Here is a 20,831-nt window from a genome sequence, read left to right as displayed (position 1 = left end):
GCCAGAGCCTGCGATGTCCGATCCAGACGACCAGCAGCCGGCACCGTCGCTTCGCAGTTTCCGCTTCCTGTCGGCGCTCGCGCTGGCGCCGTTCGTCGTGCTCGCCCTGTGGCTGGCCGGAATTGCCGACGACCACCCCTGGCGCGGCGCGACCGTCGATCTTCTGAAAGCCTATGCGGCGCTGACCCTGTGTTTCGTCGGCGGGGCGCGCTGGGGCATCGCCGACGGGGGCGTCGCGACCGCACCGCGCGATCTGGCGGCCGGCCTCCTGGCACTGTTCGTCGGCTGGGCGCTTTTTTTCGTTCCCATGCCCTATGGCTTCGCGCTGTTTGCGGTCGCCTTTGCCGCGCAGGGCGCCTGGAACGCGGTCGCCGCGCCTGACGGCGGCGCGACCGCCCGCTTCGCCCGTTCCCGCCTTTTCGCGACCGTCGTGATCGTCGGCGCGATGATCCTCGCCTTTCTGACCACGGCCTAGAAGCGTTCCCAGGCGAGGTGGACGCCGGTTCGCCGTTCGGAAACGCGTTAAAACAATAGGGTGGAGCCGGTCTGTGAAACCGTGAAAAGCAGAACGACTCCAGAAGCGCCCGGCCCTATCCGGGCCGCAGCAGGGCGCCTGCGATCGGATAGACGCGGTCGCGTCCCAGCATGTAGGCGTGCAGGCGCGCCGGCTCGAACAGCCCCCACAACACGCGCTCGCGCAGGTTCAGCATGCCGGTGAAGGCGCCGAAAGCCGGCATCACCAGCCGCCGCCCGTCAGTGGCAAAGCAGCGCCGCCGCACCGAGCGCCCGCGCCGCACGATGCGCGCGCCGGGGTGGAGATGGCCGGCGACCTCGCCGGCCGCGTCGGCGCGACTCGGCTCGTGGCGAAAGACCAGGCGACCGACGGCGATTTCGCGCACCGTCGATCCGGGCAGGCCGGCGGGCGGCTCCGGATCGTGATTGCCCGCGACCCAGAACCACTCGCGGCCGTCCATCAATGCCATCAATCGCGCCCGGAACGGCTCGGGCATGCGCGCGGCGCCCCAGCCGTCGTGAAAACTGTCTCCCAGGCTGATGACGATCTCGGGCCGGTAGACCTCGATCAGTTCCCTCAGCAGCGCCAGCGTGGCGGCCGAATCGTAGGGCGGCATCAACGCGCCGCGCCGTGCCAGCGCCGAGCCCTTTTCCAGATGCAGATCGGAGACCACCAGCAGGCGGTGGTCGGGCAAGAACAAGGCCCCGCGATGATCGAGCATCGCCGCCTCGCCGTTCAAATCGGCGAGCGATGTCGCGTCCTGCGGCCTTGCTGCCAGATTCATGTCGGTCCCATCGCGTCCTCGATTAGATCGCCGGCAACCTCCGACAGCAACACGTCGTTGGCCTCGCCCGTCACCGGCTCGCGCCCGATCTCCAGCATCACCGGCACGGCGAGCGGCGAGATGCGCTCCAGATGCTTATGCACGATTCGCCCGCGAATCCGCGACAGCATTTCGCCGAGCCGGTGAATGTCGAGCAGCCCGGCGGCGGCATCGGCGCGGGTCGCGCTGAGCAGGATATGGTCGGGCTCGTGGGCGCGCAGGACGTCGTAGATCAGATCAGCCGAGACGGTCACCTGGCGGCCGGATTTCTCCTGGCCGGGATAGCGTTTCTCGATCAGGCCGGCGATCACCGCGCAAGCGCGGAAGGTGCGTTTCAACAGCCAGCTCTCGGCCAGCCAGGCTTCGAGGTCGTCGCCCAGCATGTCTTCGTCGAACAGCTCGGCCAGCGACAGCCGTCCCGACCCGATCATGCCGCCCATGTCGCGCAGCCCCCAGATCGCCAGCGCGTACTCGCTGGCGACGAAGCCGAGCGGCTGGGCGCGGGCGCGCTCCAGCCGGCGCGTCAGCAGCATGCTGAGCGTCTGGTGCGCCAGCCGTCCCTCGAACGGATAGACGATCATGTAATGGCGGTCGCCGCGCGGAAAGGTTTCCACCAGCAGGTCGCGGCGCTTCGGCAGCACCGACTTGTCGCGCTGCAGGCGCAGCCAGTCGGCAACCTGCGCCGGCAGGGCCTGCCAGCGCGCCGGATCGGCGATAATGCCGCGCACCTGATCGGCGAGATAGCTCGACAGCGGAAACTTGCCGCCGGCATAGGAAGGAACCATCGCGTCGCTGCCGGCGGCGTTCGACACATAGGCCTCGTTCTCGCGGATGCCCTCGAAACGCAGCACCTTGCCGGAAAACATGAACGTGTCGCCGGGGCTCAGCGTCTCCAGGAAATATTCCTCGACCTTGCCGAGCACCGGTCCGCCGCGCGAGGCCGTGCCGCGACCGGCGCGCACGTAGCGCACATTGAGCATCGGCGCCTCGATGATCGTGCCGACATTCAGCCGGTATTGCTGGGCGACGCGCGGATGGCTGATGCGCCACAACCCATCCTTGGTCCGGCGGATGCGTGCATAGCGCTCGTAGCTCTTGAGCGCGTAGCCGCCAGTGGCGACGAAATCGACCACCTTGTCGAACGTGGCGCGGTCGAGCGCGGCATAGGGCGCGGCGGTGCGGATCTCGTCGAACAGCGCGTCGGCCGAAAACGGCGCCGCGCAGGCCGCGCCCAGCACGTGCTGGGCAAGCACGTCGAGCGTGCCGTCGAGCAAAGCGGGCGTATCCTGGGCGCCGATATAATTGGCCTCGAGCGCGGCGCGGCATTCCATCACCTCGAAACGGTTGGCCGGGACGAGTATGGCGCGGCTCGGCTCGTCCATGCGGTGATTGGAGCGGCCGATGCGCTGGGCGAGCCGGCTGGCGCCCTTGGGCGCGCCGACATGCACGACCAGGTCGACGTCGCCCCAATCGATGCCGAGATCGAGGGTGGAGGTAGCGACGATGGCGCGCAGGGCGTTGTCTGCCATCGCCTTTTCGACCTTGCGGCGCTGGCCGACGTCGAGCGATCCGTGATGCAGCGCGATCGGCAGGCCGTCCTCGTTCACGCGCCACAATTCCTGAAACAGGATTTCGGCCTGGCTGCGCGTGTTGACGAACAACAGCGTGGTGTTGTGACGGCGGATCGCCTGGTAAAGCTCGGGCACGGCATAGCGCGCCGAGTGGCCGGCCCAGGGCACGCGCTCGTCGGAGGCGAGAATGGTGATCTCAGGCTTGGCTCCGCCCTCGACCGCGATGCGGTCGGCCATGCGGCCGGGTGGGTGCTGCGGCACCAGCCAGCGCCTGAGCGCGTCTGGATCGGCGACCGTCGCCGACAGGCCGATTGTCTGCAGGTCCGGAGCGAGCCGGCGCAGCCGCGCCAGCCCAAGCGACAAGAGATGGCCGCGCTTGGAGACGACCAGCGAATGCAGCTCGTCGAACACGACATAACGCAGTCCGGCGAAAAACCGTTCGGCGTCCGCGGACGCGATCAAAAGCGCCAGTTGCTCGGGCGTCGTCAGGAGGATGTCCGGCGGGACGTGTTTCTGACGCTGCCGCTTGTGGGTGGGCGTGTCGCCGGTGCGCGTCTCGATGGCGATCGGCAGGCCCATCTCGGCGACCGGCTTACCCAGATTGCGTTCGATGTCGACGGCGAGCGCCTTGAGCGGTGAGATGTAGAGCGTATGCACGCCGCGGAAGGCCTGGCCGGGTTTGCGCGGTGCGCGGGCGGCGAGCCCGGTCAGGCTGGGCAGAAACCCGGCCAGCGTCTTGCCCGCGCCGGTGGGCGCGATCAACAGCACCGAGGCGCCGCGCTGGGCGCGGGCCAAGAGCTCGATCTGATGCGCACGCGGCGACCAGCCCCGCTCGGCGAACCAGCGCAGGAAGGGCTCGGGCAGGCGCGCGGCTGTCTCGCCGTCGAAAAGGCTGATTTGCTCGCTCACACGCCAGAACTAAACCAGAACGAACTGGCCGCCAAGCCGCTATCGCGCCACCGGGCGGGCGGGCCCGACGGCGTGGGGATCGTCGAGCCGTTCTACGGCGCCGACCGAGACGGTGCGGCGCGCGACGAGGATCAGGCCGGCGACGGCTTCGCCGCGATCGCGGCGCAGTTCCGTCTCCTCTATGAAAACGAGCTCGAAACCGCTGCGCGTCAACAACGCCCGAAGATGATGCGGGGCATGCGCGAAACGCCGCGACGGCCGCAACATCATCGGCTCCGGGCCATCGTGGAGTTCGACCGAGAAGGCGAACAGCCCGTTCGGCTTCACCATGCCCGCGACCACCGACACGATCCGGTCCAGCGCGCCGAGATAGATCAGCACGTCGGCGGCGACGACGAGATCCGCCCGGCACGCGCCGGCTTCCATCACGGAAAGATCGACGCGGTCGAGCCGATCGTAGAACCGTTTCGCCTCCGCCTTGCGCAGCATGGCGCGCGAAATGTCGTTGCCCTCCAGGAAACTGGCCCGGCCACGCAGCCTCTCGCCCATCAGGCCGGTGCCGCAACCGAGATCGACGACATGCGCGAAGGTGCGCGCGCCGAGGCGGGAGAGAGCCCCGGCAATCAGGTCGGGCACCCGGTAGCCGAGCTTCTCGACCAGCGACATGTCGAAACGGTCCGCATATTGGTCGAACAGCGTTTCCACGAAGGCGGCCGGCGCCGTCTCGATCCCCTGCGCGGCCCCGATCAGGCAGAGCTTGAGGCTGGCGCCCATGCGGTCCGAGGGATCGAGCCGCAGCGCCTCGGTCCAGGCTCCGGCCGCGCCGGTCAGATCGCCTACCTCTTCGCGCATCTCGCCGAGCCGGAACCAACCCGGCGCCCAGCCCGGTGCCAACGCCAGCGCGTCGGCCATCAGATCGATGGCGGCGGGCTTGTCGCCCATATCCCACAACATAGCGGCATAATCCGCCCGCCGGTCGGCGATGCGATCTCCGGAGCAGAAAAAGGGCATGGTCATTCGGTTTTTCCAAAACCGCAAAAAGCGGGCGAGGCTTATCCGCCGGCTTTCCCGCTTTGGCAAGAGGATTTTTTCGCGGGGTTCCTCCGGGCCGGCAACGCGCTATCTTGCTCCCATGCGCGCCCCGGACCTGCTTCATCCGCGCCCCGAGGGGCTTTATTGCCCGGCCGGCGATTTCTTCATCGATCCGGTGCGGCCGGTTGCGCGCGCGCTGATCACGCACGGCCATGCCGACCACGCCCGCGCCGGTCACCGTGCCGTGCTGGCCACCCGGGAAACGCTCGATATCATGGCGCTGCGCTACGGCGCGGATTTCGCCGCCAGCAGCCAGGCCGCCAAGCTGGGCGAGACGACGACGCTTGGCGGGGTGCGGGTTTCGTTTCATCCCGCCGGCCACGTTCTGGGCTCGGCCCAGATCGCAGTCGAAAAGGACGGGTTGCGCATCGTCGCCTCCGGCGACTACAAACGCCGGCACGACCCAACCTGCCAAGACTTCGAGCCGGTCGCCTGCGACGTCTTCATCACCGAAGCCACGTTCGCCCTGCCGGTTTTCCGCCATCCCGACGACCGCGGCGAAATCGCCAGGCTGATCAGGTCGGTGGCCCAGTTTCCCGAGCGCGCCCATCTGGTCGGCGCCTATTCGCTCGGCAAGGCGCAGCGCGTGATCGCGCTTTTGCGCGCCGCCGGCCATGACGGCCCCATCCACATTCACGGCGCGCTGGAAAAACTGTGCGCCTATTACGAAAGCCGCGGCATCGCGCTCGGTCCGCTTGCGCCGGCGACCGTCGACGACGGCCAGCGCGACCGCTTCGCCGGCGCGGTGGTGATCGGTCCACCGGCCGCCTTCGCCGAGCGCTGGGCGCGGCGCTTCCCCGACCCCGTGTCGGCCTTTGCGTCCGGCTGGATGCTTATCCGCCAACGCGCCAGACAGCGTGGCGTCGAGCTGCCGCTGATCGTGTCGGACCATGCCGACTGGGACGAACTGGTCGCCACCATCGGCGAGACCGGCGCCGGCGAGGTGTGGGTCACGCATGGCCGCGAGGAGGCCCTGGTGCGCTGGTGCGAACTCAACGGCATCAAGGCCCGGCCGCTCCACCTCGTCGGCTACGAGGACGAGGGCGACTGATGGACCGCTTCGCCGAACTGCTCGACCGGCTCGTGCTGACGCCGTCGCGCAACGCCAAGCTCAGGCTGCTGGTCGATTATTTCTCAACGACGCCGGACCCAGATCGCGGCCTGGCGCTGGCAGCGCTGACCGGCGACCTCGACATACCCGGCGTCAAACCGGCCATGCTGCGCACCCTGGTCGGCGAGCGTATGGACCCGGTGCTGTTTGCCTATTCCTACGATTATGTCGGCGATCTCGCCGAAACGGTTTCGCTGGTGTGGCCGGCACCGGACGAGCCGCCCGACGGCCCGTCGCCCCGGCTTAGCGAGGCGATCGAGGCGTTGATGGCGGCTGGACGCGTGCGCGGCGCCGCCGTCGTGGCCAGCCTGCTCGACCGGCTCGACGCCTCTTCCCGCTTTGCGCTGATCAAGCTCGCCACCGGCGGCCTCAGGATCGGGGTATCGGCGCGCAGCGCAAAACAGGCGCTGGCCGCGATGGGCGGCGTCGACATCGCCCAGATCGAGGAATTGTGGCACGGGCTGGAACCGCCTTATCTTAGCCTGTTCGCCTGGCTCGAAGGGCGCGCGGAACGGCCGCCGGCGACCGCGCCGGCGCTGTTCAAGCCGGTCATGCTCGCCAGTCCGCTCGGCGATCGCGATCTGGAGACCCTCGACCCCGACGACTATGCGGCCGAATGGAAATGGGACGGCATCCGCGTGCAGGCGGTGGCGGAACGGGGCCGCGCCCGGCTCTACTCGCGCACCGGCGACGACATCTCCGCCGCCTTTCCCGACATAATCGACCGTCTGGATTTCGAGTCCGCACTCGATGGCGAATTGCTGGTCGGCCGACCCGACGGCGAGACCGGCAGCTTTTCCGACCTGCAGCAGCGGCTCAACCGCAAGACGGTTTCGGCCCGCACGCTGGAGACCTATCCGGCCTTCATCCGCTGCTACGATTTGTTGCAGATCGAGGGCGAGACGCTGCGCGACAAACCCTTTCGCGAACGACGCAAAAGGCTGGAAGATTTTGTCGGCACGCTCGCCTCGCCGAAATTCGACCTGTCGCCGCTGGTCGGGTTCGAGAACTGGAGCGCGCTCGAGGCGTTGCGGCGCGCGCCGCCACACCCGGTGATCGAAGGCGTCATGCTCAAGCGCTGGGACGCAGCCTATGTCGCCGGCCGGCCGAAAGGTCCCTGGTTCAAGTGGAAGCGCGATCCCTTCACCGTCGACGCGGTGCTGATGTACGCCCAGCGCGGACACGGCAAACGGTCGAGCTACTATTCGGACTACACGTTCGGGGTGTGGACCGGCCCGCCGGAGGCGCCCGAGCTTGTCCCGGTCGGCAAGGCCTATTTCGGCTTCACCGACGACGAACTGCGACAGATCGACAAGTTCGTGCGCGACAACACGGTCGAGCGCTACGGCCCGGTCAGGGCGGTGCGGGCCGAACCCGGGCACGGGCTGGTGCTGGAAATCGCCTTCGAGGGCCTCAACCGTTCGAAGCGGCATCGCTCGGGTCTCGCCATGCGCTTTCCGCGCATTGCGCGTCTACGCTGGGACAAGCCGGCGGCCGAGGCCGACAGGCTCGAAACCCTTCAGGCGCTGCTCGACCGGTAGGCCGGCTATTGCGCAACCGACACGCGGATCTCGAAAATCTCGATCGCCTTGGCGCCGGCGTCGACGTCGGGCACGATGGCGATCGTGCCAGCGGCTCCCGGCGCCGCGTCCGGCATGGCGAGGTCGAACAGGTAGTCCGAACGCGTCGGCACGACGCTGTAGCGGTTGCGGCCGCAATCGCCCAATTCGCCGAAATTGCAGGTAACGGAAACCTGGGTCTCCTCGCCCTCCTCGGACCGCGCGACAATGTCGAACAAAGCGCGCCGGCCGGCGATCTGCTGCAGCACGCCCTGGCCGACATCGAACAGGACCGGCGTGTCGGCACCCTCGCCGCGGATCCGCAGCGCCGGCTCGCCATCGGAGTCGACCACCTCCGCGCTCGCCCCGGCGGGCGTCACCACCGCGCCCGGATTATCCGGGGAAAAGATCGTGATCCAGTTCCGCTCTTCGCTCGGCTCGCTTCCAAGCCTTGGCGGGTCGGCCGGTTGGAATTCCTCTTCCTCGAGCGTCTTGGGCGGGTTGGGCACGGACGTGTCGCGCTCCTCGGGCGAACGCAGCAGACCCTGTTCGGACACCCACCACACACCGATGCCGACCGCGGCCACGACGGTCGCGGCCAGAAACAGCCCGGCAAACAGCCGTCCGCGACGGCGCCGCGGCGCGGGCCGGGTTTCGGCGCGCAAATCGCCGTTCTCGTCGCGTTTGACGGCAACGGTTTCGCCGCCCGTCTCGAAAGCCGGCTCGCGCCGCTCGGCCGCGCGCGCCCGGCGCGGCCCGGCGGCGGGGACGTCGGCCGCTGCCGGGGAGCGCGGGGTTTCAATCTCCACCGCCGGCGCCGCCGGCGCGTGCTTTTCCGCGACGTCGAGTTCCACACCCGGCGCCTTGCTCGCGGCCGGCTCGCGCGGCCCCGCATCCACCGCCGGCGCCGCATCCGCCGGGTCTTCGTCGCCCGGGCCGGGCCGCCCGTCAGCGGCGGTGGGCGGCGCCACGGCGGGAATGAATTCGGTTTCGATGGCGCTGATCGCCGTCTTCAGCGCCTGGCGGCGCTGGCGCAGAATGTCCGGCGTGACGTCGGGATTTGCCTGCAGCGTTCTTTCGAGCGCGGCATGAACGGATCGGTAGACCTTTTCGCGAAAAGCGCGGTCACCGGCATCGCCCTTGTCGAGGGCGTTCCTGATCGCCTTTTCAATCGGGTTCAATGCATCATTCCCATTGCGCCTTTCGTAACCGTTAGCGGCAGTGCCGCCGTCAATCAACCAAACCCGACCGGCGCGGAACGGCACGGGCGACGATTCCGGACGATGATGCCCCTACGGCAACAGTCGGTCCGCAAATCGCCACCCGGCGAACGGAGCCGGGCCGGGCGAACGAGATTCCCGGTTGCCTGCCCGACGGCATCTGCTAGAAAAGCGACGTTTACGGAAACGTCAATCAAGCCGACGCGGGAGGTGCGCATGGCGCTGCCGGACATTTTGAAGAAAAACCTCAGGATTCCGGTGGTCGGGTCGCCGCTGTTCATCATCTCGCACCCGCCGCTCGTGCTGGCGCAGTGCAAGGCCGGCATCGTCGGTGCTTTTCCCGCCCTCAACGCCCGTCCCGAGGCCCAACTGCACGACTGGCTGGCCGAAATCACCGAGACGCTTGCCGACCATGACGCCAAGCATCCCGACCGGCCGGCGGCGCCGTTCGCCGTCAACCAGATCGTGCATAAATCCAATTCGCGCCTCGATCACGATTTGCGGGCCTGCGTCGAACACAAGGTGCCGATCGTCATCACCTCGCTCGGTGCGGTCGAGGAGGTCAACCAGGCCGTCCACTCCTACGGTGGCATCGTGCTGCACGACATCATCCATGACCGGCACGCGCGCAAGGCGATCGAAAAGGGCGCGGACGGGCTGATCGCGGTCGCCGCCGGCGCGGGCGGCCATGCCGGCACGCTGTCGCCCTTCGCGCTGGTCCAGGAAATCCGGCAATGGTTCGACGGGCCGCTGCTGCTGTCGGGGGCGATCGCCAATGGCGGTGCGATCCTGGCGGCACAGGCGATGGGCGCCGACATGGCCTATATCGGCTCGCCTTTCATCGCCACCCACGAGGCGCGGGCCGTGGAGGACTACAAGCAGATGATCGTCGACTCCAGGGCCGCCGACATCGTCTATTCCAACCTGTTCACCGGCGTGCACGGCAACTACCTCAAGGGCTCGATCGAGGCCCAGGGGCTCGACCCGGCCAACCTGCCGGTCTCCGATCCGTCGAAGATGAATTTCGACAGCCGCGAAACCAAGGCCTGGAAACAGATTTGGGGCTGCGGCCAGGGCATCGGCGCCGTCACCGACATCGTCGGCGCGGGCGAACTCGTCGATCGCCTCGCGCAGGAATACGAGGCCGCCAAGACCAGACTGGCCGTGTGAACCGGACGCGGCGCGCCGGAGACGTCGCCGCCGCCGTCGGGATGATGGTGCTTGCCTGCGCGCTGGTCGCCGGCACCACCTTGTTCGCCAAAATGCTCGGCCGCGCGTTGGACGGCGCGCCGATCCACCCGCTGCAGGTTTCGGCAGGCCGCTATTTCTTCGCCTTGCTCGCGCTGGTGCCGATCATCCTATGGCGCCGCCCGCGCTTTGCCGGCACCGCATGGGGCAACCATCTGGCACGGGTGGCGGCCGGATGGTCCGGCGTTACCTGCCTGTTCGCCGCCTCGGCGTTGATGCGGCTTGCCGACGCCACGGCGATCAGCTTCCTGAACCCGATCGTGGCGATGGTGCTGGCGATCCCGCTCCTCGGCGAGTCCGTCGGTCGCTGGCGCTGGGGCGCGGCGACGATCGCGCTCGCCGGCGCGCTCGTGCTGACCAATCCGGGCAGCGACGCCTTCCAGCCAGCGGCGCTGATCGCGCTGGCGGCGGCGCTTTTCATCGGGCTCGAAGTCGTGCTGGTCAAAAAGCTGACCAATCGCGAACCGACGCTGCGCATCCTCGTGGTCGGCAATTTCCTCGGCACCGTGCTGTCGGTCGCGGCGGCGGGGTTCGTGTGGCGCCAGCCGAGCGCGTCGCAATGGGCGCTGCTTGCCGCGATCGGGATTGCGATGGTCGCCGCCCAGGCGCTTTTCCTCGAAGCGCTGCGGCGCGGCGACGCCAGCTTCATCGTCCCGCTGTTCTATACCACCCTCGTCTTCGCCGGCCTCTACGATTTCGCCGTTTTTGGCGAAAAGCCCGGCATCTACAGCCTGGCCGGCTCGGTGCTAATCGTAACCGGCGCGGTCGCCATCGCCTGGCGGGAGAGGCTGCGCGGCTGAAACCCGGCCCGGCCGCAACACCGCAGCCGGCTCATGACAGAGCCAACAGGGCGGCGCGCAAACCGTCGGCGTCGCGCCCCGGCAGCCTGGCCTCGATCTCGGCGTGGCTTGCGCGCCAGGCCGGCACGGCGGCGGCCAGCGCGGCGCGGCCGGCCTCGGTCAGATGAAGCACGCGGTTGCGCCGGTCGGCCGGATCGATTTGCGACGAGGCCAGGCCGCGCCTTTCCAGAGGCTTGAGCGCGGCCGTCAACGTGGTGCGATCCATGGCCAGCGTGGCGGCGACGTCCTTCATGCGCGGCGGCTGGGGCCGGTTGAGCGCCATCAGCAGGGAAAACTGGCCGTTCGACAATCCGTATGGGCGCAACACCTCGTCGAAATGGCGCGCCAAGGCGCGCGCCGCCCGCTGGACGTGGAGACAAAGGCAGGCGTCGCGGACTTCCAGCGTCGTGGCGAAGGTCAGCGGTTCGGGTTTTGACATGGTCACCGTATTATGTTGATATCAACGCATTGTCCAGCACCGGCTGATCGCTGGCAGCACGAGGAGGAGCGCAATGCCCGCTAAGGTAGTTGTTCTGATCGGAACCAAAAAGGGCGTCTTCATCGCCGAAAGCGACAAGACCCGTCAGGGCTGGACCTTGCGCGGCCCCTTTTGCGAAACATGGCCGATGAACCATGTCATCGGCGATCCGCGGAGCGGCACGATCTACGGCACCGGCGGCAATGAATGGTTCGGGCCGGCGGTCTGGAAATCGCCCGATCTCGGCGCAAGCTGGACGCATTCCAGCGACGGGCTCGCCTACGACGAGGGCGAGGAGCCGGTCGCGGCCGGCTGGAGCCTGGCGCTGGCGCCCGACGGGCTTTACGCCGGCGTGCAGCCGGCCGGCCTGTTCAAGAGCGAGGACGACGGCGCAAGCTGGCGTCATCTCGACGGGCTGCAGAAACATCCAACCCGGCCGGAATGGAACCCGGGCGGTGCCGGCCTCATCCTGCATTCGCTGGTTTTCGACCCCGCCGACGCCAGGCGCATCTGGGTCGGCATTTCGGCCGCCGGCGTGTTTTACAGCGCCGATGGCGGCGATAGCTGGGAGCCGCGCAATCTGGGCACGCGCGCCGATTTCCTGCCCGAGGGCCAGAACTATCCCGAATTCGGCCAATGCGTGCACTGCCTGGTGATGGCGCCCGGCATGCCCGACCGGCTCTATCAGCAAAACCATTGCGGCATGTATCGCAGCGACGATGGCGGACGAAACTGGCACAGTATCGAGGACGGCCTGCCCTCCTCGTTCGGCTTTCCCGCCGCCGCGCATCCCAGGCAGCCCGACACGCTGTTCCTGCTGCCGCTCAACGGCGATTCGGCCGGCCGCTACGTGCCCGACGCCAGGGCCGCGGTCTGGCGCACACGCGACGGCGGCAAGAGCTGGCAGGACCTGCGCCGCGGGCTGCCGCAGGAAAACGCCTATTTCGGCGTCCTGCGCCAGGCGATGGCGAGCGACCGGCTCGATCCGGCCGGCGTCTATTTCGGCACCAGCGGCGGCGCGCTGTTTGCCAGCGCCGACGAGGGCGAAAGCTGGCAGACGATCGCCCAGCACCTGCCGGCGATCCTCTCGGTGGAAACGATGGTGCTCGACGGTTAGGGGCGAAACCCGGTCCTCCGCCTCACCCGCCTGAAGGGACTTTGCCGATGACGCAACCAAAACCGGTACGGGTGACCCTTGCCGGCGTGCTGGCCGACCTGTTTCCGGGCGCGCCGCGCCACCTCGAGGTGGAGGCCGACAGCGTGCGCGGCCTGATCGACGCGCTCGACCGGCGCTGGCCGGGCATGCGCGACCGCATCTGCGACACGCGGCCGGCGATACGCCGGCATATGAACGTGTTCGTCGACGGCGAGCGCTGCGGGCTCGAGGCGACACTCGAACCGGGCGCCCAGGTCCACATCCTCACCGCGATCAGCGGCGGATAAAACGCATGCTTGACATTGCCGGCCGGCTTGCGGCTCTATCGCGGGCCGTTCCGGCACTGATTTTCAAAAAACGTTGCGACGCCCATGCTCAAGACACCTTACCTGCTCTTTCTCGGCGACGCGCCGGATCCGCTCGCGGCCAAGGTGGCCCAGGGCGTCAAGGACTGGCGGCCCGAATTCGCGCTCGCCCAGCACCGGCTCGACGGCTGCAAGGCCGATCTCGGCCTGCCGGAGATGAGCATCGCCGAGGCCCGTGCGGCCGGTGCCCAAACGATGATCGTCGGCGCGGCCAATCGCGGCGGCGTCATCGCCGAGAATTGGCGCGCCAGCCTGATCGAAGCCTGCCGCGCCGGCATGGACATCGCCTCGGGGCTGCACAATCAGCTTGCCGACATTCCCGAACTCGTCGCGGCCGCGCGCGATGCCGGCACCCGGCTGTTCGACGTTCGCGTGCCGCAAGACACCTACCCGATCGCCGACGGCAAGAAACGCAGGGGCAAGCGTTGCCTGGCGGTCGGCACCGATTGCTCGGTCGGCAAGATGTACACCGCGCTCGCCATGGAAAAGACCATGCGCGAACGGGCGATGAAGGCGACGTTCCGTGCCACCGGGCAGACCGGCATCCTGATCACCGGCTCCGGCATCCCGCTCGACGCGGTGGTGGCCGACTTCATGGCCGGCGCCGTCGAATGGCTGACCCCGGACAATGACGACGATCACTGGGACCTGATCGAGGGCCAGGGCAGCCTGTTTCACCCGTCTTTTTCCGGCGTGACGATGGCGTTGATCCATGGCGGACAGCCCGACGCGCTGGTGCTGTGCCACGAACCGACCCGCACCCATATGCGCGGCCTGCCCCATTACGGGCTGCCGTCGCTGGAAGATTTGCGCGAACTTTCGCTGTCGGTCGCTCGGATCGTCAATCCCGAGGTCCGCGTGACCGGAATTTCGGTCAATACCGCCGCCTTGAGCCCGGAAGAAGCGGCCGAGTGCCTGTCTGCGATCGAAAGCCGGATGGGACTGCCGACCGTCGATCCGTTCCGCGACGGCGCCGAGCGGCTGGTCGACGCGCTGGAGGCGTAGAGCGGTCTTTCAGGTCCGGCCCTTCTATTCCGCCGCCGGCGCCACGGCTTTCTGCGCGCGCGCCAGGCGACGCTCCCTCACGACGATATAGAGCCCGGCGGCGATGGTGATCGCGATCCCCAGCGCCGCCAGTCCGTCCGGCAGGTCGCGGAAGATCACCCAGCCGATGATCGTGGCGAACGGAATTTCGAGATATTGCATCGGCGCCAGCGTCGACGCGGGCGCGTAGCGCAGCGACCAGGTCATCAGCAGATGGGCGAACGTGCCCAAAACGCCGATCGTGACCAGAAGCGCGATCTCGTTCGCCTCTGGCGCAATCATCGTCAGTTGCGGAACCGCGAACCGCCAGCCTATGGCGACCGCGACCACGAGCACCGCGCTCGCCATCAGGCCGCTGACCGCCTGCAGCGCGATCGGGTCGCTTTCGCGGGCGAGCTGGCGCGTCACCAGCATGAAGAACGAAAACGCGACCGCCACCACAAGCGGCAGCAGGGCGGGCCAGCCGACATCCTGGAAGCTGGGCTGGATGACCAGCAGCGTGCCGGCGAATCCGACGGCGCAGGCCGCCAGTCGGCGCGGGCCGACCTCCTCCTTGAGCACCAGCTTGCCGAGCAACAGCATGATGAAGGGCATGACGAAGGCGATCGCGATCGCATCGGCCAGCGGCAGGTAGCGCAGCGAGGCGAACATCGCCCCGATGCCGATCATGTGGAACAGCGTGCGCAATCCGGTCAGCCACAGGAAGCGGCGCGACAGCGCCAGCCGGATCGTCCGCCAGCCGACCCAGGGCAACAACAGCAGGCCCTGGAAGGCGAAGCGCACGAGCAGGAGCTGGATCAGCGGGATCGTGTCGCCGAGGATCTTGGCGATCGAATCGGCCAGCGGCGCCAGCGCGCAAAAGCCGGTCATCAGCGCGATGCCGAGAAGAGGACGGTCTTTGGTCATCGTTTAAGGTTAAACATCCCGGCGGCACGGCAAAATGGGCCAACACCGGCAAGCGGCGCTGCCAGCGCCCTCGCCCGCTTGCGCAGCGTTGCCGCCGCATATGTCAATCACCGGCCAACTCGACCAGCAACTGGTTGGCGAAGGCGGCCATCGCATAGGCGGCGGAAAAATCGAACTTGTTCATGCTCACGAAAATGCCGACCTGTTTTTCCGGCGCAAAGGCCAGATAAGACATCTGCCCCTGCAGCGCACCGGCCTTTTGCAGCACGAACGGGCGTTGTGCGGTCGCGTTCATCGCCACCCAGCCAAGCCCCATGCCATCCATGCGGCCGGATTCGTCCATCCCCACGACCGTCGCCAGCCCGTCGCGCCTGAGATAGACGGCGTGGTCGAGGAACCGCGCCTCGCGCGCTATCCCATCGGCGGTGTCGTCGAGATGCCATTGCAGCCAGCGCAGCATGTCGTTGGCGGTGCTGCGCAGGCCGCCCGACCCGGTAATCACGGCGCCCGAGGGCACGTCCGGCAGCGGCGCGCCATCGAAACCGTGACCGCTCATCAGCCGTTCGGCCATGTCGCCGGCGAGCTCGAAGCGCGTGTCAACCATACCCAGCGGGCCGGTGACGCGCTCGGCGAGCAGTTGCGGATAGGGTTTCTTGCCTGCACCAGCCAGCGCCGCCGACAGAAGGTCGAAGCCGAAATTGGAGTAGAGCACGGCGCTGCCCGGCCGGAACAGCAAGTCGTTGCCGTCGAGCCAGGTCGCGAAGGCATCGTCGGTGATGGTGGAAAACGGATCGCCGTCCGGCCCCGGCGCGCGCGGCACCTCGCGCGGCAGGCCGCCGGCATGGGTGGCAAGATCGATCAGCCGGATCGGCTGACGCTTGGCCGCCGCCGCGCCGAGCGAGTCGGGCAGAAGCGGCGCGACCGGATCGGTGAAGCCGGCCTCGCCGGCGGCGACCGCATGGGCCAGCATCGCGCCGGCGAAGGCCTTGGTGATCGAGCCGATGCGCAGCACCGTGTCGCCGGTCGGCGTCCGGCCATTGCCCTTGCGGGTCTCGCCAAGCCCGACCACCGTCGTCTCGCCATCCTTGACGGCCGCGACGACGACGCCGGGCACGTCGACATCGAGAAAGAAGATCTCGGCTGCGAACGAAACCGTCTCGTCGAGGAGCGGACCGGCCGCGGCCGGAGTGGCGGCAAAACCGGCAACCGACGAGGCAAGAAGGGCAGCGGCGAGCTGCCGGCACAGGCGAACCATGGACTTACTCCGGCCTGGGGAACGGAAATCGGACGACCGGTCGAATTAGGCGGTTTTGCCGCCCGCTGTCCACTGGCAAGGATCATTCATGCTTGCCAATCCGTGACCCGGAACACCCGGCAAAAAAATACCCCCGCACGCGGCGGGGGTATCGACACGGATGCTGCCGTTGTCGTCGCGACGCCGTTCAGGCGTTGGCGGCGGCAACCGCGCGCTTGGCCATCACCACGACCAGATTGGCGCGGTATTCGGCCGAGGCGTGGATATCGCTCATCAGGTCGCGCGACGACACCGCGACACCCTCAAGCGCGGCGGCGTCGAACTTTTTGGCCAGTGCCGCCTCGATCTCCTTGGAGCGGAAAACGCCGTCATCGCCGGCGCCGGTGACCGCGGCGCGCACGCCGTCCTTGCCCTTGGCGACGAACACGCCGGTCATGGCGTAGCGCGAGGCCGGGTTGGGGAACTTGGCGTAGCCGCATTTGGCCGGTGCTGTGAAGGTGACGGCAGTGACGATCTCGCCGTCCTTGAGCGTCGTCTCGAACAGGCCCTTGAAGAATTTCGCCGCCGCGATCTCACGCTTGTTGGTGACGATGGTGGCGTCGAGCGCCAGCATCGCCGCGGGATAGTCGGCGGCCGGGTCGTTGTTGGCGAGCGACCCGCCGATCGTGCCCATGTGGCGCACATGCGGATCGCCGATATGAGCGGCGAGACCGCAGATCGCCGGGCAGACCTTGGCGAGCTTGTCGTTGCCGGCGACCTCGGCGTGGGTGGTCGCCGCGCCGATGGTGACGGTCTTGCCGGAGACCTTGATGCCCTTGAGCTCATCGACATGGCGCAGGTCGACGAGATCGGACGGGGCGGCGAGCCTGGTCTTCATCGCCGGGATCAGCGTCATGCCGCCCGACACGACCTGGCCGTCCTCGGCCTTTTTCAAAAGCTTGACCGCATCGGCCACGGACGAAGCACGGTGATAGTTTACCGAATACATCTGGCATTCCTTTCGCTTGCGGACCGTGCGCGCGCCTGCGCGCCGGCCGTTTGCGGGGGCGCGGGCCGCGGCGCCCGACGGGCCTTGTCCGCGACCACGCTCGGCCTGGCTTGCAGGCGTCCCCGCACGGGTTTCGTCCTCAATGTTTCGCCGCGTTCAGTATCGACCACACTTTCTGCGCCGTCGCCGGCATGGTCAGGTCGTTGTTGCCGATCGCGTCGGTGATGGCGTTGATGACGGCCGGTGGCGACCCGATCGCGCCGGCCTCGCCGCAGCCCTTGATGCCGAGCGGATTGGACGGGCACGGCGTGTTCGAGGTCGAGACCTGGAACGAGGGCAGATCGTCGGCCCGCGGCATGCAGTAATCCATGTAGCTGGCGGTGATCAGCTGGCCGTTATCGTCGTAGTGGCACCCTTCCAGCAGCGCCTGGCCGACGCCCTGGGCGATGCCGCCATGGACCTGGCCTTCGACGATCATCGGATTGATGATGTTGCCGAAATCGTCGGCGGCGACGAACTGCACGATCTCTGTGCGGCCGGTCTCGGGATCGACCTCGACCTCGCAGATGTAGCAGCCGGCCGGGAAGGTGAAGTTGGCCGGGTCGTAGAAGGCGCCTTCCTTCAGGCCCGGCTCCATGCCTTCCGGCAGGTTGTGGGCCGTGTAGGCGGCGAGCGCCATCTGGAACCAGGGCACCGTCTTGTCGGTTCCCGCCACCTTCAGTTCGCCGTTTTCGATGACGATGTCGCCTTCGTCGGCCTCCATCAAGTGGGCGGCGATCTTCTTGGCCTTGGCCTCGACCTTGTCGAGCGCCTTGACGATCGCCGACATGCCGACCGCGCCGGAACGCGAGCCGTAGGTGCCCATGCCCATCTGCACCTTGTCGGTGTCGCCATGCACAATCGAGACCGAATCGAGCGGCACGCCGAAACGATCGGCGACGAGCTGGGAGAAGGTCGTCTCGTGGCCCTGGCCGTGCGAGTGCGAACCCGTCAGCACTTCGATGGTGCCGACGCCGTTGACGCGCACCTCGGCCGATTCCCACAGGCCGACGCCGGCGCCGAGCGAGCCGACCGCGGCCGACGGCGCGATGCCGCAGGCCTCGATATAGCAGCTCATGCCGATGCCGCGCAGCTTGCCGGCCTTCTTGGCCTGCTCGCGGCGCTTTTCGAAGCCGGCATAGTCGGCCGCCTTCATCGCCGCGTCGAGCGAGGCGGCATAGTCGCCGGCGTCGTAATTCATGATCACCGGGGTCTGGTGCGGGAACTCGGTGATGAAATTCCTGCGCCGCAATTCGGCCGGGCTCATGCCCAGTTCGCGCGCCGCCGTTTCGACGACGCGTTCCACCACATAGGTCGCCTCCGGGCGGCCGGCGCCGCGATAGGCGTCGACCGGCGCGGTGTTGGTGTAGACGGCCCGCACATTGCAGTGAATGGCCGGAATATTGTACTGGCCAGACAGCAAGGTGGCGTAGAGATAGGTCGGCACCGAGGACGAAAACAGCGACATGTAGGCGCCGAAATTGGCGATCGTGTCGACCTTCATCGCCGTCATCTTGTTGTCGGCGTCGAAGGCGAGCTTGACCTCGGTGACGTGGTCGCGGCCATGCGCGTCGGTCAGGAAGCTTTCGGTACGGTCGGCCACCCATTTGACCGGCACGCCGGTGCGCTTGGATGCCCACAGGCACACGATCTCCTCGGGATAGATGAAGATCTTGGAGCCGAAGCCGCCGCCGACGTCGGGGGCGATCACCCTGAGCTTGTTTTCCGGCGCGACATTGTAGAAGGCGCTCATCACCAGCCGGGCGACATGCGGGTTCTGCGAGGTCGTCCAGCAGGTGTAGTGGTCCTCCGCCTTGTCGTAATGGCCGAGCGCGGCGCGCGGCTCCATGGCGTTGGGCACCAGCCGATTGTTGACGATCTGCAAGGTGGTGACATGGTGGGCGGCGGCGATCGCCTTGTCGGTCGCCTCGGCCTCGCCGATCTCCCAGTCGTAGATCAGATTGCCGGGCGCCTCGGGATGAAGCTGCGGCGCGCCCTTCTTCAGCGCCGAGACGGTGTCGGTGACCGCCTTCTTTTCCTTGTAGGTGACCTCGACGGCCTCGGCGGCGTCGCGCGCCTGGCCCTTGGTCTCGGCGACGACGATCGCCACCGCATCGCCGACATAACGCACGCGGTCGACCGCCAACGGCGACCAGGCGCCCATATTCATCGGCGAACCGTCCTTGGAATGGACCATCCAGCCGCAGATCAGATTGCCGATGCCGTCTGTCTTGAGTTCCTTGCCGACCAGCACGTCGATCACGCCCGGCATCTTCTTGGCCGCCTTGACGTCGATCTTCTTGATGTCGGCATGGGCGTGCGGCGAGCGCACGAACGCGGCATGCTTCATGCCCGGCACCACCATGTCGTCGACGTAACGGCCGCCGCCGGTGATGAATCTCTTGTCTTCCTTGCGCGCCACCCGCGCGCCGATACCTTCAACACCCATTCTCATATCCTCCCGGAAATCTGGGGCTTAAACCACGTCGATCCCGCTCGAGGGCAGGGCCGGGACGGAACGCCCGGCACGGGGCCCCGCTGGACAAGCCGTCCGCCCGCCGTCGAGCCGGCCGCGGCTCAGGCCGCCTTCTTTGCCTTGCCCTTGCCCTTGGCCATCGTCTTCGACGCGGCCAGGATCGCCTTGACGATATTGTGGTAGCCGGTGCAGCGGCAGATATTGCCCTCCAGCTCGGCGCGCACCGTGGCCTCGTCGAGATTGCCGGGCCCATGGCGCTCGATCATGTCGGTCGCGGCCATGATCATGCCGGGCGTGCAGAACCCGCACTGAAGCCCGTGATGCTCCTTGAAGGCCGCCTGCACCGGGTGCAGATCGTTGCCGTCGGCCAGCCCCTCGATCGTGGTGATCTGGCTGCCGGCCGCCTGGGCGGCCAGCATCGAGCAGCTCTTGACGGCCTTGCCGTCGACATGGACCACGCAGGCGCCGCACTGCGAGGTGTCGCAGCCGACATGCGTGCCCGTCAGGCCGAGATGTTCGCGCAGAAAATGGATGAGCAGCGTTCGGCCCTCGACCGTCGCCGACACCTCGCGGCCGTTCACACTCATCGAAACCTCAGACATCGATCCTCCTCCAAAGCGCTTCGTTTTGAAAACCGCGCGATCTGTAACGCAGAAAGGCTGGTGCCGAAGATTAACGCAGCGGCACCGAGAGTCCATTGGCACAGCATTGTTTTTCCAGTGCGCGCGATGGGAATTTGGTCGCATGGTGCCACCGGCGGCAACGGCGCGCCGCGGCGGCCCGCCACCGGCAACGCGATCGGCAGCGGGCGCTCCGGCGCGACGCGGATTTGTCGCCACAGGACGCTTGAAATCGGCCGTCATTGTCGATATCACCCGCACACCGTATCGTCGGCTCGTCCAGACGCCGGCATAGGGCCGCTTTAGCTCAGTTGGTAGAGCACATCATTCGTAATGATGGGGTCGCGTGTTCGAGTCACGCAAGNTCGGCACCACTCTTTTCCTGCACCACTCCCGTCTCCCCGCCGTCTCGGAATAGCTGCGTCTTTTCCGTGGGTTGCGGCTCCATTTATCCAAAGACGGGGCGGGTTTCAGACAGTTCCGCCCACCAAAGCCGCCACTTCTGCCAGCCGTCTCTGTCGGTCCGGTGCGGTGTCCCCATGTTTGGAATGGCGATGCTGAGTTGATGGTGCCTATCCCGGCGCGAATGGCAATTACTGAGCCGTCACTTGCCGATCA

At 67.4% G+C, this 20,831-nt stretch carries 18 protein-coding genes and 1 tRNA gene; 9 read left to right on the top strand and 10 right to left on the bottom strand.

The features are described 5' to 3' along the window. Positions 1-13 precede the first annotated feature (13 nt). Entirely contained in the window at positions 14-475 is a 462-nt protein-coding gene (locus C7T96_RS15235; RefSeq protein WP_158264390.1) for a DUF3429 domain-containing protein, read from the top strand. A gap of 115 nt (positions 476-590) precedes the next feature. Here C7T96_RS15235 and pdeM read toward each other — a convergent pair whose 3' ends face one another. From pdeM to C7T96_RS15220, 3 genes are read right to left on the bottom strand one after another with little or no spacing between them, the layout of a single operon-like run. Then, positions 591-1,298: a ligase-associated DNA damage response endonuclease PdeM gene (pdeM, locus tag C7T96_RS15230; RefSeq protein ID WP_106572111.1), complete on the bottom strand. Its 708-nt coding sequence runs from the start codon at positions 1,296-1,298 to the stop codon at positions 591-593. Beyond that, a complete protein-coding gene (locus C7T96_RS15225; protein ID WP_106572110.1) occupies positions 1,295-3,817 on the bottom strand; it encodes a ligase-associated DNA damage response DEXH box helicase in 2,523 nt (840 codons plus the stop codon). Before C7T96_RS15225 ends, pdeM begins: the two co-directional genes overlap by 4 nt. Before the next feature lie 39 nt (positions 3,818-3,856). Further along, on the bottom strand, positions 3,857-4,834 hold the full coding sequence (locus tag C7T96_RS15220; RefSeq protein ID WP_106572109.1) for a methyltransferase: 978 nt from the start codon (positions 4,832-4,834) through the stop codon (positions 3,857-3,859). Positions 4,835-4,949: 115 nt separating this feature from the next. Between C7T96_RS15220 and C7T96_RS15215 the strand changes: the two genes are divergently transcribed. Further along, positions 4,950-5,960, top strand: a complete 1,011-nt coding sequence (locus C7T96_RS15215) for a ligase-associated DNA damage response exonuclease (protein ID WP_106572270.1) — start codon at positions 4,950-4,952, stop codon at positions 5,958-5,960. Then, positions 5,960-7,561 (top strand): cisplatin damage response ATP-dependent DNA ligase, encoded by a 1,602-nt coding sequence (locus C7T96_RS15210; RefSeq protein ID WP_106572108.1) that lies wholly within the window; start codon positions 5,960-5,962, stop codon positions 7,559-7,561. The genes C7T96_RS15215 and C7T96_RS15210 overlap by 1 nt, the downstream gene beginning before the upstream one ends. 5 nt (positions 7,562-7,566) lie before the next feature. Here the strand turns inward: C7T96_RS15210 and C7T96_RS15205 are convergent, their stop codons facing one another. Next, the gene (locus C7T96_RS15205; RefSeq protein WP_106572107.1) at positions 7,567-8,760 is read right to left on the bottom strand and encodes a hypothetical protein; all 1,194 of its coding nucleotides are present in this window, start codon (positions 8,758-8,760) and stop codon (positions 7,567-7,569) included. Positions 8,761-9,015: 255 nt separating this feature from the next. Between C7T96_RS15205 and C7T96_RS15200 the strand changes: the two genes are divergently transcribed. Beyond that, the gene (locus C7T96_RS15200; RefSeq protein ID WP_106572106.1) at positions 9,016-9,969 is read left to right on the top strand and encodes a nitronate monooxygenase family protein; all 954 of its coding nucleotides are present in this window, start codon (positions 9,016-9,018) and stop codon (positions 9,967-9,969) included. After that, positions 9,966-10,847 (top strand): DMT family transporter, encoded by an 882-nt coding sequence (locus C7T96_RS15195; RefSeq protein ID WP_199190488.1) that lies wholly within the window; start codon positions 9,966-9,968, stop codon positions 10,845-10,847. The genes C7T96_RS15200 and C7T96_RS15195 overlap by 4 nt, the downstream gene beginning before the upstream one ends. Positions 10,848-10,878: 31 nt before the next feature. On the opposite strand, the gene C7T96_RS15190 is transcribed toward C7T96_RS15195, so the two are convergent. Beyond that, positions 10,879-11,325: a MarR family winged helix-turn-helix transcriptional regulator gene (locus C7T96_RS15190; protein WP_106572105.1), complete on the bottom strand. Its 447-nt coding sequence runs from the start codon at positions 11,323-11,325 to the stop codon at positions 10,879-10,881. A 73-nt stretch (positions 11,326-11,398) separates the two neighbouring features. Here C7T96_RS15190 and C7T96_RS15185 point away from each other — a divergent pair, with 73 nt between their 5' ends. The 3 genes from C7T96_RS15185 to dgcN all read left to right on the top strand — a co-directional run bounded on the left by C7T96_RS15185 (position 11,399) and on the right by dgcN (position 13,890). Beyond that, complete coding sequence (locus tag C7T96_RS15185) at positions 11,399-12,481, top strand: sialidase family protein (RefSeq protein WP_106572104.1); 1,083 nt, start codon at positions 11,399-11,401, stop codon at positions 12,479-12,481. A 47-nt stretch (positions 12,482-12,528) separates the two neighbouring features. Continuing rightward, on the top strand, positions 12,529-12,807 hold the full coding sequence (locus tag C7T96_RS15180) for a MoaD/ThiS family protein (protein WP_106572103.1): 279 nt from the start codon (positions 12,529-12,531) through the stop codon (positions 12,805-12,807). A gap of 84 nt (positions 12,808-12,891) precedes the next feature. Then, on the top strand, positions 12,892-13,890 hold the full coding sequence (gene dgcN / locus C7T96_RS15175; RefSeq protein ID WP_106572102.1) for an N-acetyltransferase DgcN: 999 nt from the start codon (positions 12,892-12,894) through the stop codon (positions 13,888-13,890). Between the two features lie 24 nt (positions 13,891-13,914). On the opposite strand, the gene C7T96_RS15170 is transcribed toward dgcN, so the two are convergent. The 5 genes from C7T96_RS15170 to C7T96_RS15150 all read right to left on the bottom strand — a co-directional run bounded on the left by C7T96_RS15170 (position 13,915) and on the right by C7T96_RS15150 (position 20,195). Continuing rightward, positions 13,915-14,835 carry a DMT family transporter gene (locus tag C7T96_RS15170; RefSeq protein WP_106572101.1) on the bottom strand — a complete coding sequence of 307 codons (921 nt, stop codon included), beginning with the start codon at positions 14,833-14,835 and terminating at the stop codon, positions 13,915-13,917. A gap of 103 nt (positions 14,836-14,938) precedes the next feature. Further along, on the bottom strand, positions 14,939-16,090 hold the full coding sequence (gene ampH / locus C7T96_RS15165) for a D-alanyl-D-alanine-carboxypeptidase/endopeptidase AmpH (RefSeq protein ID WP_106572100.1): 1,152 nt from the start codon (positions 16,088-16,090) through the stop codon (positions 14,939-14,941). Between the two features lie 187 nt (positions 16,091-16,277). Further along, positions 16,278-17,078, bottom strand: coding sequence for a xanthine dehydrogenase family protein subunit M (locus C7T96_RS15160; RefSeq protein ID WP_106572099.1), 801 nt, complete (start codon positions 17,076-17,078; stop codon positions 16,278-16,280). A 139-nt stretch (positions 17,079-17,217) separates the two neighbouring features. Continuing rightward, positions 17,218-19,566 carry a xanthine dehydrogenase family protein molybdopterin-binding subunit gene (locus tag C7T96_RS15155; RefSeq protein WP_106572098.1) on the bottom strand — a complete coding sequence of 783 codons (2,349 nt, stop codon included), beginning with the start codon at positions 19,564-19,566 and terminating at the stop codon, positions 17,218-17,220. Positions 19,567-19,694: 128 nt separating this feature from the next. Beyond that, on the bottom strand, positions 19,695-20,195 hold the full coding sequence (locus tag C7T96_RS15150) for a (2Fe-2S)-binding protein (RefSeq protein WP_106572097.1): 501 nt from the start codon (positions 20,193-20,195) through the stop codon (positions 19,695-19,697). A gap of 314 nt (positions 20,196-20,509) precedes the next feature. On the opposite strand from C7T96_RS15150, the gene C7T96_RS15145 reads away from it, so the two are divergent. After that, a tRNA-Thr gene (locus C7T96_RS15145) sits at positions 20,510-20,587 on the top strand. The last annotated feature ends 244 nt before the right edge of the window (positions 20,588-20,831 follow it).

This window comes from Nitratireductor sp. StC3 (assembly GCF_003015025.1).
Taxonomy (GTDB): Bacteria; Pseudomonadota; Alphaproteobacteria; order Rhizobiales; family Rhizobiaceae; genus Mangrovimarina; species Mangrovimarina alexandrii.
Note: the sequence above shows the minus strand (reverse complement) of the source record. Positions and strands in the feature narration are given on the sequence as shown.

Coding starts and splice junctions, on each gene's coding strand:
- C7T96_RS15190 (WP_106572105.1), bottom strand. CDS start 11,325: ATGTCAAAACCCGAACCGCTGACCTTCGCCACGACGCTGGAAGTCCGC.
- C7T96_RS15155 (WP_106572098.1), bottom strand. CDS start 19,566: ATGGGTGTTGAAGGTATCGGCGCGCGGGTGGCGCGCAAGGAAGACAAG.
- C7T96_RS15210 (WP_106572108.1), top strand. CDS start 5,960: ATGGACCGCTTCGCCGAACTGCTCGACCGGCTCGTGCTGACGCCGTCG.
- C7T96_RS15200 (WP_106572106.1), top strand. CDS start 9,016: ATGGCGCTGCCGGACATTTTGAAGAAAAACCTCAGGATTCCGGTGGTC.
- C7T96_RS15185 (WP_106572104.1), top strand. CDS start 11,399: ATGCCCGCTAAGGTAGTTGTTCTGATCGGAACCAAAAAGGGCGTCTTC.
- dgcN (WP_106572102.1), top strand. CDS start 12,892: ATGCTCAAGACACCTTACCTGCTCTTTCTCGGCGACGCGCCGGATCCG.
- pdeM (WP_106572111.1), bottom strand. CDS start 1,298: ATGAATCTGGCAGCAAGGCCGCAGGACGCGACATCGCTCGCCGATTTG.
- C7T96_RS15235 (WP_158264390.1), top strand. CDS start 14: ATGTCCGATCCAGACGACCAGCAGCCGGCACCGTCGCTTCGCAGTTTC.
- C7T96_RS15160 (WP_106572099.1), bottom strand. CDS start 17,078: ATGTATTCGGTAAACTATCACCGTGCTTCGTCCGTGGCCGATGCGGTC.
- C7T96_RS15170 (WP_106572101.1), bottom strand. CDS start 14,835: ATGACCAAAGACCGTCCTCTTCTCGGCATCGCGCTGATGACCGGCTTT.
- C7T96_RS15215 (WP_106572270.1), top strand. CDS start 4,950: ATGCGCGCCCCGGACCTGCTTCATCCGCGCCCCGAGGGGCTTTATTGC.
- C7T96_RS15180 (WP_106572103.1), top strand. CDS start 12,529: ATGACGCAACCAAAACCGGTACGGGTGACCCTTGCCGGCGTGCTGGCC.
- C7T96_RS15220 (WP_106572109.1), bottom strand. CDS start 4,834: ATGACCATGCCCTTTTTCTGCTCCGGAGATCGCATCGCCGACCGGCGG.
- ampH (WP_106572100.1), bottom strand. CDS start 16,090: ATGGTTCGCCTGTGCCGGCAGCTCGCCGCTGCCCTTCTTGCCTCGTCG.
- C7T96_RS15150 (WP_106572097.1), bottom strand. CDS start 20,195: ATGTCTGAGGTTTCGATGAGTGTGAACGGCCGCGAGGTGTCGGCGACG.